15 protein-coding genes are annotated in these 14,061 nt (G+C 50.7%); 6 read left to right on the top strand and 9 right to left on the bottom strand.

The genetic code is table 11. The annotated features are described in order from the left end of the window. Positions 1–151: 151 nt before the first annotated feature. A complete protein-coding gene (gene ydgH / locus OGY83_RS05365; RefSeq protein WP_079937836.1) occupies positions 152–1,096 on the bottom strand; it encodes a DUF1471 family protein YdgH in 945 nt (314 codons plus the stop codon). Between the two features lie 525 nt (positions 1,097–1,621). On the opposite strand from ydgH, the gene pntA reads away from it, so the two are divergent. Beyond that, a complete protein-coding gene (gene pntA, locus OGY83_RS05360; RefSeq protein WP_286635416.1) occupies positions 1,622–3,151 on the top strand; it encodes a Re/Si-specific NAD(P)(+) transhydrogenase subunit alpha in 1,530 nt (509 codons plus the stop codon). A gap of 10 nt (positions 3,152–3,161) precedes the next feature. Further along, complete coding sequence (gene pntB, locus OGY83_RS05355; protein WP_003832859.1) at positions 3,162–4,550, top strand: Re/Si-specific NAD(P)(+) transhydrogenase subunit beta; 1,389 nt, start codon at positions 3,162–3,164, stop codon at positions 4,548–4,550. 41 nt (positions 4,551–4,591) lie between these two features. Here the strand turns inward: pntB and OGY83_RS05350 are convergent, their stop codons facing one another. After that, positions 4,592–5,443 (bottom strand): aldo/keto reductase, encoded by an 852-nt coding sequence (locus OGY83_RS05350; protein WP_286635415.1) that lies wholly within the window; start codon positions 5,441–5,443, stop codon positions 4,592–4,594. A gap of 262 nt (positions 5,444–5,705) precedes the next feature. On the opposite strand from OGY83_RS05350, the gene OGY83_RS05345 reads away from it, so the two are divergent. Further along, on the top strand, positions 5,706–6,902 hold the full coding sequence (locus OGY83_RS05345; protein ID WP_286635414.1) for a Bcr/CflA family multidrug efflux MFS transporter: 1,197 nt from the start codon (positions 5,706–5,708) through the stop codon (positions 6,900–6,902). Positions 6,903–6,933: 31 nt separating this feature from the next. Here the strand turns inward: OGY83_RS05345 and OGY83_RS05340 are convergent, their stop codons facing one another. Next, a complete protein-coding gene (locus OGY83_RS05340; RefSeq protein WP_123267143.1) occupies positions 6,934–7,968 on the bottom strand; it encodes an AI-2E family transporter in 1,035 nt (344 codons plus the stop codon). Between the two features lie 138 nt (positions 7,969–8,106). On the opposite strand from OGY83_RS05340, the gene OGY83_RS25280 reads away from it, so the two are divergent. The 3 genes from OGY83_RS25280 (at position 8,107) to mdtI (ending at position 9,066) form a co-directional block, all read left to right on the top strand. After that, entirely contained in the window at positions 8,107–8,277 is a 171-nt protein-coding gene (locus OGY83_RS25280; RefSeq protein WP_087050578.1) for a protein YdgV, read from the top strand. Between the two features lie 107 nt (positions 8,278–8,384). Then, positions 8,385–8,750, top strand: a complete 366-nt coding sequence (gene mdtJ / locus OGY83_RS05335) for a multidrug/spermidine efflux SMR transporter subunit MdtJ (RefSeq protein WP_162623449.1) — start codon at positions 8,385–8,387, stop codon at positions 8,748–8,750. Further along, on the top strand, positions 8,737–9,066 hold the full coding sequence (gene mdtI / locus OGY83_RS05330; protein ID WP_003832870.1) for a multidrug/spermidine efflux SMR transporter subunit MdtI: 330 nt from the start codon (positions 8,737–8,739) through the stop codon (positions 9,064–9,066). Before mdtJ ends, mdtI begins: the two co-directional genes overlap by 14 nt. Positions 9,067–9,100: 34 nt before the next feature. Here the strand turns inward: mdtI and OGY83_RS05325 are convergent, their stop codons facing one another. From OGY83_RS05325 to msrP, 6 genes are all read right to left on the bottom strand, one after another. Continuing rightward, complete coding sequence (locus OGY83_RS05325; protein WP_286635413.1) at positions 9,101–9,922, bottom strand: trypsin-like serine peptidase; 822 nt, start codon at positions 9,920–9,922, stop codon at positions 9,101–9,103. A gap of 100 nt (positions 9,923–10,022) precedes the next feature. Further along, positions 10,023–10,106: a small membrane protein YdgU gene (gene ydgU, locus OGY83_RS25275; protein ID WP_049259791.1), complete on the bottom strand. Its 84-nt coding sequence runs from the start codon at positions 10,104–10,106 to the stop codon at positions 10,023–10,025. Positions 10,107–10,192: 86 nt separating this feature from the next. Next, positions 10,193–10,594, bottom strand: coding sequence for an acid resistance repetitive basic protein Asr (asr, locus tag OGY83_RS05320; protein ID WP_286635906.1), 402 nt, complete (start codon positions 10,592–10,594; stop codon positions 10,193–10,195). Positions 10,595–10,731: 137 nt separating this feature from the next. Next, on the bottom strand, positions 10,732–12,219 hold the full coding sequence (locus OGY83_RS05315) for a carboxypeptidase M32 (RefSeq protein WP_191212743.1): 1,488 nt from the start codon (positions 12,217–12,219) through the stop codon (positions 10,732–10,734). Positions 12,220–12,266: 47 nt separating this feature from the next. Further along, positions 12,267–12,893, bottom strand: coding sequence for a protein-methionine-sulfoxide reductase heme-binding subunit MsrQ (gene msrQ / locus OGY83_RS05310; RefSeq protein WP_286635412.1), 627 nt, complete (start codon positions 12,891–12,893; stop codon positions 12,267–12,269). Next, on the bottom strand, positions 12,894–13,898 hold the full coding sequence (gene msrP, locus OGY83_RS05305; protein WP_191233526.1) for a protein-methionine-sulfoxide reductase catalytic subunit MsrP: 1,005 nt from the start codon (positions 13,896–13,898) through the stop codon (positions 12,894–12,896). Positions 13,899–14,061 lie beyond the last annotated feature (163 nt).

Raw genomic sequence — 14,061 nt, 5'->3', positions numbered from 1 at the left:
GAGAAGAGAACGCATGCAATGGGGATAGAGAGATTTGTGACTAATAGTGTGAAAAGTTGTCTTAATACTGCTGTTTTTGTTTTGCCTGGGAACTGAAACGCGGAAAATTATCAGGTCTACAAGGGCTGTAGACCTGATAAGGCATTGGGTATTACTTATACAGATCGGCGCTGATCGTCACGTTGTTACCACGTTCTGACCACTGGCGGGTAATGTGATAGTACTTCGCACCTTTCTTCGCTGCGCGTTTTGCTACCTGATAAGAAACTTCCGTCATGTTGCCGTAGTTACCGGTGAACTTAATGCTGTCAAACGGTACCATCATGGCGGCGGTCGCTTTGTTCAGTTCTTCAACTTTGGTTCCATCCGGAAGCGTGACAGTGTAACGACCGCCTTTGGTGGATTGCGTTTCGAAGAAGCGTCCGACTTCAGCACTCGGAGAAGCGGTAGTTGCTACGCCTGGGATCTCAACTTTCTTCGCGGCTTCGCCACCTGCTGCTAATGCGGCACGACCAGCATCTGAATCTGCAGGGATCGCATCAGGGCTTTGTACAACGCGTTTTTTCGCATCAGCTTTATAGATGAATGCAGTAATACGCTGGTTGCCGCCCTGGTTGGCATCGACCTGACGCACGATATAGAAGGAGTAAGCGCCTTTCTCTTTCGCTGCTTTGGTGATGGCATCGTTTACTTCAGGCTGGCTACGGTAGAAACCCTGTACCGTTACGGTGTCGTAAGGTTCTATCAGAACGGCCTGGTCTTTTGGCAATTCCATAACGCCGTTAATGACACGGTTTTTTGACGCTTCCGCTTTTTCAGCGTCGGCTTTATAGACGTCGGCAACAACGCGCCAGTTACCGCCGCTGCCAAAATCTGAGGTATCAACAACATAAAAGGAGGCTGCACCGTCTTTATCTGCACGGCGTGAAACGGCAGCAACCGCGTCACCGATAGCATTAAAACGGCCGGTGACCACAATGCGGTCATAGGGTTTCAGGGCAGCCGCTTGCTCCGGCGTCAATTCTGTCGCTGCATTTACAGAAAAAGCAGTCGCAGAAATAAGTGCGGACGCCAGGAGAGTGTTCTTAAGCTTCATAAAAATAATCCTTCGCCTTGCGCAAACCAGGTACTGGTATTGTTATTGACTAGAAACGTCGCTGATTATTGCATTTAAATTGCGTCAGTGTCTGCGTCAATTTTCACTCATCGTGCCACCTGGCGTAACAACATCGATAACATTTTGTGATATGCCGAATATTTCGGCGTTTGGTGACCAAAACTGATAAAGCAGTTGAATTCCATAAGTTAATTTAATGTTAATTAATTGTTTTTAGCAGGTGGGTAATCATGTTTTGCCGCTTCGCTTGAGCGAATTATCAGCCTTTGTGGGCTATTTTTAGGGCATTTTATCTGTCTGAGGTTCGATTCATCTCTATTTCGCGAATTTCATAATAAATACTGTTTTTTGGCGCTAGATCACAGGCGTCATTTTCAGTAGGTTATACAGAGTTTGTTACTGTTTTATTTTATTGAGGTAACACTGACCTCTCTCGAGAGTGCGCGCATGCCTCGTGCGAACATTGATAAACCATCATCATAATTACAGATGGAAGGGAACATTATGCGAATTGGCATACCAAGAGAACGGTTAACCAATGAAACCCGCGTAGCAGCCACGCCGAAGACCGTTGAGCAGCTGCTTAAACTGGGTTTCAGCGTCGCGGTTGAAAGCGGTGCAGGTCAACTGGCGAGTTTTGACGATAAAGCGTTTGTACAAGCAGGCGCAGAGATTGTTGATGGAAATGCAGTCTGGCAGTCAGAGATCATCCTGAAGGTCAATGCGCCGGAGGAGGCGGAAATTCCGTTACTCAATCCGGGCACGACGCTGGTGAGTTTTCTTTGGCCCGCGCAAAACCCTGAACTGTTGCAAAAGCTTGCAGAGCGCAACGTGACAGTTATGGCGATGGACTCTGTGCCGCGTATTTCGCGTGCGCAGTCGCTGGATGCCTTAAGCTCGATGGCGAACATCGCCGGGTATCGCGCTATTGTTGAAGCCGCCCATGAATTCGGTCGCTTCTTCACCGGCCAGATCACCGCCGCAGGCAAGGTTCCACCTGCCAAGGTCATGGTGATTGGTGCGGGTGTGGCAGGTCTTGCGGCAATCGGTGCGGCAAACAGCCTGGGCGCTATCGTGCGTGCTTTTGATACCCGTCCGGAAGTGAAGGAACAAGTGCAGAGTATGGGCGCAGAGTTCCTTGAACTGGACTTTAAAGAAGAAGCGGGCAGCGGCGATGGCTATGCCAAAGTAATGTCCGAAGCGTTCATCAAAGCCGAAATGGAACTCTTCGCAGCGCAGGCGAAAGACGTCGACATTATCGTTACCACTGCGCTGATCCCGGGCAAACCGGCCCCGAAACTGATCACCCATGAAATGGTTGATTCGATGAAAGCGGGCAGCGTGATTGTCGATCTTGCCGCGCAAAATGGCGGGAACTGCGAATATACCGTGCCTAATCAGGTGACCACCACCGAGAACGGGGTGAAGGTTATCGGTTATACCGATCTGCCTGGCCGTCTGCCAACGCAATCTTCCCAATTGTACGGCACGAACCTCGTCAACCTGCTCAAACTGTTGTGCAAAGAGAAAGACGGCAATATCACTGTCGATTTTGACGACGTGGTTGTGCGTGGTGTCACGGTAGTTCGTGATGGTGAAATAACCTGGCCTGCGCCGCCTATCCAGGTTTCTGCTCAGCCACAGGCTGCGCCAAAAGCCGCACCTGCGCCGAAAGAAGAGAAAAAACCTGTCTCTCCGTGGCGCAAATATGCGCTGATGGCGCTGGTAGTGATTTTGTTTGGCTGGCTCGCCGACGTCGCACCGAAAGAGTTCCTTGGTCACTTTACGGTGTTCGCGCTTTCCTGCGTGGTGGGTTACTACGTGGTCTGGAATGTGTCACATGCGTTGCATACTCCGCTGATGTCTGTAACTAACGCCATCTCGGGGATTATCGTGGTTGGGGCGTTATTGCAAATTGGCCAGGGTGGCTGGGTGAGTTTCCTGAGCTTTATCGCGGTGCTTATTGCCAGCATTAATATTTTCGGTGGCTTCACCGTGACTCAGCGCATGCTGAAAATGTTCCGGAAAAACTAAGGGGTAACATATGTCTGGAGGATTAGTTACAGCTGCATACATTGTTGCCGCGATCCTGTTTATTTTTAGTCTGGCGGGGCTTTCGAAACACGAAACCTCTCAGCAGGGTAACAACTACGGTATCGCCGGGATGGCGATTGCGCTGATTGCTACGATTTTTGGTCCGGATACCGGCAACGTTGCGTGGATCCTGGTAGCGATGATCATCGGCGGCGCGATTGGTATTCGTCTGGCGAAGAAAGTCGAAATGACCGAGATGCCGGAGCTGGTGGCAATTCTGCACAGCTTCGTCGGTCTGGCTGCGGTACTGGTGGGTTTCAACAGCTACCTGTATCACGATACGGGCCTGGAGCCGATTCTGGTGAACATTCACCTGACGGAAGTGTTCCTGGGTATCTTCATCGGTGCGGTGACCTTTACCGGTTCTGTTGTGGCCTTTGGCAAACTGCGCGGCAAGATTTCCTCTAAACCGCTGATGCTGCCGAATCGTCACAAAATGAACCTGGCGGCGCTGGTTGTTTCTTTCCTGCTGCTGGTGGTGTTTGTTCGTACCGAAAGCGTGGGCCTGCAGGTTCTGGCCCTGCTGGTGATGACCATTATTGCACTGGCCTTTGGCTGGCATCTGGTGGCCTCCATCGGCGGTGCGGATATGCCGGTCGTCGTTTCAATGCTTAACTCCTATTCAGGATGGGCGGCAGCAGCGGCGGGCTTTATGCTGAGCAACGATCTGCTGATCGTTACCGGTGCGCTGGTCGGTTCTTCTGGTGCGATCCTGTCCTACATTATGTGTAAGGCGATGAACCGTTCATTCTTCAGCGTTATTGCGGGCGGCTTTGGTTCTGACGGTTCTTCTACCGGGTCTGATGAAGAAGTGGGTGAACATCGTGAGATTACTGCGGAAGACACAGCAGAAATGCTGAAGAACTCGCACTCCGTGATCATCACCCCGGGCTACGGCATGGCAGTGGCTCAGGCACAGTATCCGGTCGCGGAAATCACTGAGAAACTGCGCGCGCGCGGCATCAAAGTGCGTTTTGGTATTCACCCGGTAGCAGGGCGCTTGCCAGGTCATATGAACGTGCTGCTGGCGGAAGCCAAAGTACCTTATGACATCGTGCTGGAAATGGATGAGATCAACGATGATTTCGCCGATACCGATACCGTGCTGGTTATTGGCGCCAACGATACGGTAAACCCGGCAGCGCAGGATGACCCGCGCAGCCCGATCGCCGGTATGCCGGTGCTGGAAGTGTGGAAAGCGCAGAACGTCATTGTGTTCAAACGTTCAATGAACACCGGCTATGCAGGTGTGCAGAACCCGCTGTTCTTTAAAGATAACACCCATATGCTGTTTGGTGATGCCAAAGCCAGCGTGGATGCGATCCTGAAAGCGCTGTAATTGCCAGTAAAAGTAAGACGGCCTCTGCGGAGGCCGTTTTTTTAAACATCCAGTTTACGCTGGGTGATCCATTCCACACGAGCCGGATCGCGATGCGAGAAGAACGCGCTGGTTCCGCTGTCCATCGCGGCAATTCGCGTCATCTCTTCCAACGTTAGGGCAAAGTCCAGCACCTGAATATTCTCGGCCATCCGCGTTTTACGCACGGTTTTCGCCAGCGAGATAATCCCACGTTGATAAATCCAACGCAGCACGACCTGACCAACGCTTTTGCCATATTTTTCACCAATAGCCGCTAAGACCGGGTTCTGAAACAGGTCATTGCGTCCCTCGGCAAATGGTGCCCATGCTTGCGGCTGAATGTTCCGGCTCTGCATCCAGGCGACGGCATGCGGCTGCTGATGAAAAGGATTCACCTCAATCTGGTTAACGGCTGGAATAATGCGATTGAAAGCCATTAAATCCGCCAGACGATCCGGATGAAAGTTACTCACGCCAATCGCGCGGATTTTCCCTTCTTCATATAATTCTTCCATCGCGCGCCAGGCACCGTGCACATCGCCATAGGGCTGATGAATCAAATAAAGGTCAATATAATCCAGTTGAAGCCGTTGCAGAGAACGTGCGAATTGCGCCTTTGCGCCTGCATAGTTGGCATCCTGTAACCACAGTTTGGTAGTCACAAAAAGCGCCTCACGGGGGACTCCGCTGTGCTTAAGTGCATTGCCGACCTGAGTTTCATTCTGGTAGGAGGCTGCGGTATCAATCAGGCGATAGCCTGTGTCAATGGCATCACGTACGGCTTGCTCACATTCGCTGGCATCGGTCATTTGATAAACGCCAAATCCGAGCAGGGGCATCTCAACACCGTTATTCAGAACTGTTGTATTCATAGAGGTCTCCCGAGCATCATCGTTGTATTGGCTGCAGATTAGCAAATCTGTGTTGATACGATTAGTCTGTGAAATTCGCATGAACCTATGAGTAGTATTCATTTCTGGCAGGATATTATTGGAAGTGCATCACAGAATAAGACGCATATGATTTCACTATTCATGATTGCAATTCATAAACTCATGCTGTTTTAACCGTCTAATCGCAGCAATACGTTGTAGATATACTGCGACCTGACTTTTTAGAACATGACAGGGCACTATGCGTACACGTGAACATGCCTCGCCGGTAGCCACCGCAAGCCATACCGGTCTTACTTTTATTTTGATCCTCAGTGGCCTGATGGCCTTTACATCGCTTTCTACCGATATTTATCTTCCAGCAATGCCGACGATGGCCGAGGATTTACATGGCAATGTTGAGCTGACGATCACCGGTTTCTTAATTGGTTTTACTATTGCACAGTTGATTTGGGGGCCGATTAGCGATCATATGGGGCGGCGTAATCCGCTGTTTATCGGCATGGTGCTATTTATAATTGGTTCCGTAGGGTGTGCGCTGTCTACAAGTATTACGCAAATTGTTTTCTGGCGGGTGTTTCAGGCGCTTGGTGCCTGTACCGGACCTATGCTGGCGCGAGCGATGATCCGCGATCTCTTTGCTCGTACCCGTGCGGCGCAAATGCTCTCGACCCTGGTGTTGGTGATGGCGATTGCGCCAATCGCCGGGCCATTGATTGGCGGGCAAATTATTCGCCTGAGCACCTGGCACTCTATTTTTTGGCTGCTGGTGGTGATTGGCGCGCTGATGTTTATCTCCTTAAACTGGCTGCCCGAAACATTGCCGGAAGAGAAGCGGGTGAAAGCCTCTTTAGCTGGTGCATTTCGTAATTACCGTTCGTTGTTAACCAATGGGCGTTTTATGCGCTATACCCTGAGCCTGACGTTTTATTACGTCGGTGCGTACGCGTTTATTACCGGGTCACCGTTTGTTTATATTAGCTATTACCATGTTGATCCACAGCATTACGGCTGGTTGTTTGCGCTAAACATTGTCGGCGTTATGGCGATGAGCGTGGTAAATCGTCGTCTGGTACAGCGGCACTCTCTGGAACAACTGCTGAAGTATGCGACGATGCTGGCGGCGTTGGCTGCTGTTGTGCTTGCGCTGCTGGTTAAGCTGGAATCAGGTGGCGTCATTGCGATTATCGTCACCGTTTTCCTGTTTTTCTCAATGAATGGCATTATTGCCGCGACGTCGACTGCCGCTGCGCTGGATGCGGTACCGAACATTGCGGGTTCAGCTTCGGCGCTGATTGGCGCGTTACAATACGGTAGCGGTATTATTTCATCGTTACTGCTGGCCGCCTTCAGTGATGGCACGCCCTGGACCATGGCGTGGATAATTGCGTTATTTACACTGTTAAGCGCCGTTTTGGCTTTCCGCGTGAAACGATAAAGGAAATGCCCCGCGATGGCGGGGCGAAAACTCATTCTTTATTCAGATCGCTAAGCAGTACGGCAATGCTTTGACCGCCGTTGGTTTGTTCAAGCGCGATTTTCACGATGATGGTTAGCGGCACAGAAAGCAGCATCCCCACGGGACCGAGCAACCAGCCCCAGAAGATCAACGACAGAAACACCACCAGCGTGGACAGCCCCAGCCCGCGGCCCATGATCCGAGGTTCGAGGATATTTCCGAATACCAGGTTGATAACCAGATAGCCTGCCAAAACCACCAGCGCATCGTAAAGGCCGCTGAATGCCAGCACCTGAGCAATAGGGGGAATGGCTGCCAATACCGAACCGATATTAGGGATGTAGTTCAGGGCGAAGGCCAGTAATCCCCAGACAAAGGCGAAGCGCACATCCAATGCAGCAAGCATGCCCCAGGCGACCAACCCGGTCACAATGCTGATTGCCGTTTTAAGCACCAGATAGTGAGAGACGCTGTCGATGGCGCGTTGAATCGCCGCCATACCTTCAATGGGGCGGCTCATCATTTGTTTGAGTTTGTTGGGCAATTGCGGTACTTCCAGCAGCATAAAAACGACCGTCAGTAGCAGTAAAAATATCGATGACATGGCATTTGAAAGCTGCGCCAGCAAATTGGTCACCAGCGTCATTGCCGCGTTTGGATCGATATATTTGACGAGCTCGTCCACGGAAACGCCGATCCCTGCGCGTTGTAACCATGGTTCAAGATTTTTCAGTGGGATAACCAGTGAAGAGCGATATTGCGGTAGCGTACGCGCAAGTTCATTTAAGGATGTACCTAAATACGCCAACAGCAGCACCATTAGCATGACAATAATAACGATAAGCAATGACACCGCAAATACGCGAGGTATGCGAAGCTTGACCATCCGCTGCACCACGGGGTTTAGCACAACGGCTATAAATAACGCCAGAATAAAGGGGACGATGATATCTGCGGCAAAGCGAATGCCACTCAGGATGATAACCAGCATGCCCAGCATAATGACTATTTTTAGACCGTTAAGCGTAATGATCGGTTTCGCCATGTGTATTCCCGCATTTTTTATTTTTGAATCTGCATAATAATGTGATTTGCGTCGAGCCGTTATAACAAAAATCAAATGGGGCAGGTAAAGAAGTGAAAAGACTTTGAGTTCGTCTTGAAGCTATGATACAAATCATCTGTGTTTAACTACCGAGGACAATTATCATCCGCGATGATGAGAAGCAACACTGCGGATAATTGTAATATTATGGACAATATGTTCAGGATGTTTTTGCGTTTACCTACACTTCTTCGTACCTCCTCCACTTTCTTGCTTGCGGGTGAGCAACACTGGCGCAACGCGCTTTAGTCCCTTCTTCTGCCTGAGCTGGCGCTGTGCGCTGAGCTAACTGATTCTATTTTTTGGTTTACTGCATGCAGTAGGCCCAAAGGACTATATTCTCAAGCAGGAGAAGCATCATGTTTTACTGGATATTATTAGGTCTAGCCATCGCGGCTGAAATTACCGGTACGCTGTCAATGAAATGGGCAAGCGTCGGCCATGGTAATTCGGGCTTTATTTTAATGCTGGTAATGATCGCCTTATCATATATTTTTCTCAGTTTCGCCGTTAAAAAAATTGCCCTTGGTGTGGCCTATGCCTTGTGGGAAGGTATCGGTATTTTATTTATTACGCTGTTTAGTGTGTTGTTATTTGACGAAACCTTGTCCACGATGAAAGTGGCTGGGCTGGTCTCGCTGGTATTAGGCATTGTGCTGATCAAGTCTGGGACTCGAAAACCTGCCAAAACGAGCAAAGAGGTGACCCATGCAGCAGTTTGAGTGGGTTCATGGTGCCTGGCTTGGCATGGCCATCGTGCTGGAAATTGTCGCTAACGTCTTTTTGAAGTTTTCTGATGGATTTCGCCGCAAGATTTATGGCGTGCTGTCGCTGGCTGCCGTGTTAGCGGCCTTTAGCGCGCTATCGCAGGCGGTAAAAGGTATAGACCTTTCTGTTGCCTACGCCTTGTGGGGCGGATTCGGGATTGCCGCGACGTTAGCGGCTGGTTGGGTATTGTTTGGTCAGCGCCTGAATAATAAAGGCTGGATCGGCGTGGCGCTGCTGCTGGCCGGAATGGTGATGATTAAACTTGCCTGATATCCGTGCTGCCCGTTAATGCGGGCAGCATATGTTATTCCTTCGCCAACTCTTCCAGCTTATCGCGAAAACCGGTCACGGATATGGCGCGATTATCGGCTCGCCAGCGATCTTTCGCCGCCGGAGCGGAGCTTTGTACACCAATCAACTGCCAGCCTGAATCTGTCTTCAACATCAATGGTGAACCGCTGTCGCCCGGGAGCGTATCGCACTGGTGTGATAAGACGGTATTCTGCGCCCAGCCGGTCACCACGCAATCCTGATGGGTGTACAAGTCGTCCAGATGATCTTCCGGATAGCCCGACTGTGTAACTTTACGATCGGCGGTTTTCAACGCCGCGGTTAACGCCGCTTTATCACCTTCAAATAATGGTAGGGGCGTGATTCCGGAAGGCGGGTAATGCAGCACCACCAAACCAAAATCCCACGGGGCTGCTGATGGCGGCACAATCCAGCCATCTCCATCGGCTTTTAAACGTTTACCGAGTGAGGGATCAACCCGTCCTTCGATTCCATGGATCTCATAGCGCCAGACGCCCTTTTTTGACACAAAGCGTAACGCGACGGCTTTATCCGGTTTGCCTTTCGGTGGAGCGAGCAAACAGTGTCCGGCAGTCAGGGCCAGATGCGGTGAAATGAGCGTGGCGGTACACAGATTACCACTGGCTGTTTCCAGTTGTCCGATAGCGTCCCACGGTGATTGCGTTGGGTCCGTTACTTTCATGCGATCGTCATGACCAAAAAACAGCGTTTTTATATTTTCTGCTTCAGCGCTGGCCGTTGCAGGCTGATCCGCATGTGCAACGACAGGAAGTAAATAAATTGAACCCAGTAACACAGCAATGGTTTTTTGCATAGCACACTCTGGTGGGGAATTATGATTTTTAACAGCAAACCCTCAGTTAATACTATAGACGGGACGGCGGGAAAGTGGGAGTAAAATCAGATAACTACACTCAAGAAAGATAAAAATGCATAGCGATGAGTGCGCAAATTATCAGAGTAATAAGAATGAACTCAAAGCGGTAATGTGACACCATTTTACCCTCCGAAAGGCGGCGCTAAATCAGGTCGATTTAGCGCCGTATGCTATGGCGTGGGGGACGCCATAGTGACTACAAATGTGTTATGCAGCAGGTTGAGCAGCTGGTTTAGCGGTGTCGTGTTTTACTGCTTTTTTGGTGTGTTTTTTAGCGGCCTGAGCTTTCTGCTCTGGTGCTTTTTGTTCTGTAGCTGGTTTGGTGGCAGCTTTTTTGGTGTGTTTTTTAGCAGCCTGAGCTTTCTGTTCTACAGCCGGTTTAGTGGCAGCTTTTTTGGTGTGTTTTTTGGCAGCCTGCGCTTTTTGTTCTGCCGCTGGTTTAGCGGTGGATTTTTTAGCGTGCTGTTTTTTGTGATGAGTGGTTTTCGCCGAGGCTGCTTTCGTGGTTGCAGCAGCAGCCGGAGCGGTGGTAGCAGTTGTCTCAGCAGCAAACGCAGCAGAAGACAGACCCATAGCAGCGGCAACAACCAGAGCTAATACTTTTTTCATTCTCATACCCTCGATTTGGTTTTTCATTCAACCCCACTGCGGGGCCGTTGAAATAACTATATCGCTGTAATCAGAGGGCTTCCGTGAGTCATTGGTTTCGGCGTGTAACCGTTTGTACAATGACTCACGGTATAAGATTACAAATAGCGGGCTTCCAGATGAGCGCGGAAATAACGGCTGCTGAGCGGCTCTCCGGTCGCCTGGGTAATAAGCTGTTCAGTGGTAAAGCGGCTGCCATGCTGCCAGATATTCTGACGTAACCAGTCAAACAGGGCGCCAAACTCACCTTGCGCAATAGACTGATTCAAATCAGGCAATGCGCGGTTAGCGGCACTGAACAACTGTGCTGCATACATGGCGCCCAGGGTATAGGAAGGGAAGTAGCCAAAGCCGCCATCGGTCCAGTGAATATCCTGCATACAACCGTTACGATAGTTTCCGATCGTAGAGAGTCCCAGCCAGGCCTGCATTTTCTCGTTCCACAATGCCGGGATATCATCCACTTCAATATCGCCATTAATAAGTGCACGTTCGATTTCATAACGCAGGATCACGTGAGCAGGGTAGCTTACCTCGTCGGCATCAACGCGGATAAACCCGGGTTTGACCTGCTGGTTCCAGGCGATGAAATTGCTTTCTTCAAACGCTGCCTGATCGCCAAAGTGGCGCGTTACAGCCGGAATTAACCGCATAAGGAAGGCTTTACTGCGTCCCAGCTGCATCTCAAAGAACAAACTTTGGGACTCATGAATGGCGGTTGAGCGTGCCAGAGCGATAGGTTGCCCAGACCAGCTGTGTGGCAGGTTTTGCTCGTAGCGCGCATGACCGGTTTCATGGATCACGCCAAACAGTGCGCTGAGTAATTCGTTTTCATCATAGCGGGTGGTAATGCGAACATCTTCCGGTACGCCGCCACAGAAGGGATGTGCGCTGATATCCAGTCGACCAGCCGCAAAATCGAATCCCAGTTGCGCCATCGTTTCAAGGCCCAGTTCCCGCTGAATTGCGGTTGGGAAAGGACCTACCGGGGCGATGAGCGACTGTTGAGACTGCTTTGCCACCACTTTGTTTAGCAGATCGGGCAGCCAGCTTTTAACGTCAGCGAAAAGGACATCCAACTGAGCGCTGGTCATTCCTGGTTCAAAGATGTCCAGTAATGAGTCATACGGCGAACAGCCTTTAGCTTCTGCGCGTAGTCGGGCTTCTTCGCGGCTATACTTCACAACCTCTTTCAGGTTTTCGGAAAATCCTTCCCAGTCATTTGCCGGTCGCTGGCTACGCCAGGCATGCTCACAGCGGCTTCCCGCAAGTGATTTTGCTTCTACCAACGATTCGGGCAACAAGGATGCCTGGTGATGCAGTCGCGACATTTCGCGCAGGTTCGCCTGTTCTACATCGTTGAGGTCTTCCTGTTGCGCTGCGGCGATCCATGTTGCCACCTTCGGGTCGGTTAACAGCTGATGTTCAAGCACGCTCAGCTCAGCCAGCGCTTCGCCGCGGGCTTTGCTTCCGCCTGGCGGCATCATGGTAAACATGTCCCAACTGGCGATTGCCGAGAGGTGGGAGAAGCGAGAGAGCCGCTGGAACGTGCGGGTGAGCTGATGGTAATTATCATTGTTACTCATTTTTTGTTCTCGTTCTGTTTAGGTGTGGTTAAGAAGTTTACCGCGGTTCACTCACTTTTCATAAACACACCTTTATACCGGCTTTTCCGTAACAACTTTTTATAGCGGAAAGCCAGCAGCACCACAAAACCGATGGCGTAAATAATGGGGAGCGGTGATAACACTTTTACCGACCACAGGTAATGCAGCGGTAGCAAAACGGCGGCCAGGTAAACGTAGTTGTGCAGCGTTTGCCAGCGTTTACCCATTTTACGTTGCGCAGCTTGCGTGGAGGTCAACGTCAACAAGAACAAGATAATCCAACCGGCCATACCCAGCGTTAGCCATGGACGTGAAACCAGTTCACGACCCAACAATCCCAGGTTTTGTATACCCAGTTCCAGCAGAGCATAGCTGGTTATATGCAGTGTGGCCCATGCAAAACACCATAAACCTAACAACCGCCTGGTGCGAAATAATAACGGCTGCTTTGCATAGCGCGCGAGCGGTGATATCAGCAGGGTAGCCAGCAAAAACTTCAGCGCGGTAATGCCCGTAAAGTGCTGGATATCTTTTCCTGGATCGGCTCCCAACCCGCCATGCTGCGCGGCCCAGAAGAGCCATAGCAGGGGTAAAAAACCGGCGAGATGCAGCAGTACTTTCAGACCGGTTATCTGTTTTACGGTTAGCCTCACTTAAAAATACTCCCGTAGATCCATGCCCTGATATAACGATGCCACCTCATCGGCATAACCATTAAAAGGCAGTGTAGGCTGTCGCTGTACATCGAGGATGCCACCTGAACCGATAAAACGCTCAGTAGCCTGAGACCAGCGAGGGTGATCGACCTGCGGATTTACATTGGCGTAAAAACCGTATTCATTCGGTGCTGACATATTCCAGGTCGTTGGCGGTTGCTCACGCGTCAGCTTAATACTGACTATCGATTTAATGCCCTTGAAGCCGTACTTCCAGGGGACGGTCAGGCGTATCGGCGCCCCGTTTTGCGGCGGCAACGCTTTGCCATATACGCCTACGGTGAGAAGTGTGAGCGGGTGCATGGCCTCATCCAACCGCAGACCTTCGACATAGGGATATTTCAACCCACCACCAATAAAGCGGTCTTTCTGGCCCGGCATTTCATCGGGGGCGTAGCGTGTTTCAAAGGCGACGTATTTGGCGTGACTGGTTGGCTCAACCAGTGCCAGTAATTTATGCAACGGAAAACCCACCCACGGCACAACCATCGACCAGGCCTCAACGCAACGCATCCGATAAATACGCTCTTCTAATGGAAAGCGTGTGGTCAGCGCATCGTGATCCAGGGTTAAAGGTTTGTTGACCTCACCGCTGATGGTTAACGTCCAGGGATCGGTTTTCAGGCTACCGGCATTGGCGGCAGGATCGGCTTTATCCAGACCAAATTCGTAGAAATTGTTGTAGCCCGTCACCTTGTCTTCTGGCGTCAGAGACAGGCTGTTTTGCCAGCGTTCGGGCTTTGTGAACTCAAGCGCTTTGCCTGCGGGGGCGGGTGGACGATCGTTGCCTTTAAACCAATCCAGTAAATTAGCCTGTGCAGGGGAGGACAGCGTGGCCGCAGCCGCACCTATCCCTAGTGCTTTGAGGATCTGTCGTCGTTGCATAAAAAATACTGACTCGGCTGTAACATCTGCTTCCCGAAGTGGACGTTTTTTTAGCATGACTTTTCCTTCTTATTTTCATGTTAAGGAAAACAAAGCGACGTTTCCCTGTTGATGTCTGACGTGTCTATAACGGCATACTGCTCGCATGCGTATCCCTGGATCCTCACGAAAAGTTAAAAATTTTGTGATAACTTCCGCCTCTTGCCTGAGGTAAGCTTTC

This window comes from Citrobacter sp. Cpo090 (genome assembly GCF_030332665.1).
Taxonomy (GTDB): domain Bacteria; phylum Pseudomonadota; class Gammaproteobacteria; order Enterobacterales; family Enterobacteriaceae; genus Citrobacter; species Citrobacter portucalensis.
The sequence above is the reverse complement of the archived record's forward strand: the minus strand, read 5'-3'. Positions and strand labels throughout refer to the sequence as shown.

Excerpts from the sequence above, each read along its gene's own strand:
- ydgH (WP_079937836.1), bottom strand. The coding sequence starts at position 1,096 with ATGAAGCTTAAGAACACTCTCCTGGCGTCCGCACTTATTTCTGCGACT.
- pntA (WP_286635416.1), top strand. The coding sequence starts at position 1,622 with ATGCGAATTGGCATACCAAGAGAACGGTTAACCAATGAAACCCGCGTA.
- pntB (WP_003832859.1), top strand. The coding sequence starts at position 3,162 with ATGTCTGGAGGATTAGTTACAGCTGCATACATTGTTGCCGCGATCCTG.
- OGY83_RS05350 (WP_286635415.1), bottom strand. The coding sequence starts at position 5,443 with ATGAATACAACAGTTCTGAATAACGGTGTTGAGATGCCCCTGCTCGGA.
- OGY83_RS05345 (WP_286635414.1), top strand. The coding sequence starts at position 5,706 with ATGCGTACACGTGAACATGCCTCGCCGGTAGCCACCGCAAGCCATACC.
- OGY83_RS05340 (WP_123267143.1), bottom strand. The coding sequence starts at position 7,968 with ATGGCGAAACCGATCATTACGCTTAACGGTCTAAAAATAGTCATTATG.
- mdtI (WP_003832870.1), top strand. The coding sequence starts at position 8,737 with ATGCAGCAGTTTGAGTGGGTTCATGGTGCCTGGCTTGGCATGGCCATC.
- OGY83_RS05325 (WP_286635413.1), bottom strand. The coding sequence starts at position 9,922 with ATGCAAAAAACCATTGCTGTGTTACTGGGTTCAATTTATTTACTTCCT.
- ydgU (WP_049259791.1), bottom strand. The coding sequence starts at position 10,106 with ATGGTGTCACATTACCGCTTTGAGTTCATTCTTATTACTCTGATAATT.
- asr (WP_286635906.1), bottom strand. The coding sequence starts at position 10,594 with ATGAAAAAAGTATTAGCTCTGGTTGTTGCCGCTGCTATGGGTCTGTCT.
- OGY83_RS05315 (WP_191212743.1), bottom strand. The coding sequence starts at position 12,219 with ATGAGTAACAATGATAATTACCATCAGCTCACCCGCACGTTCCAGCGG.
- msrP (WP_191233526.1), bottom strand. The coding sequence starts at position 13,898 with ATGCTAAAAAAACGTCCACTTCGGGAAGCAGATGTTACAGCCGAGTCA.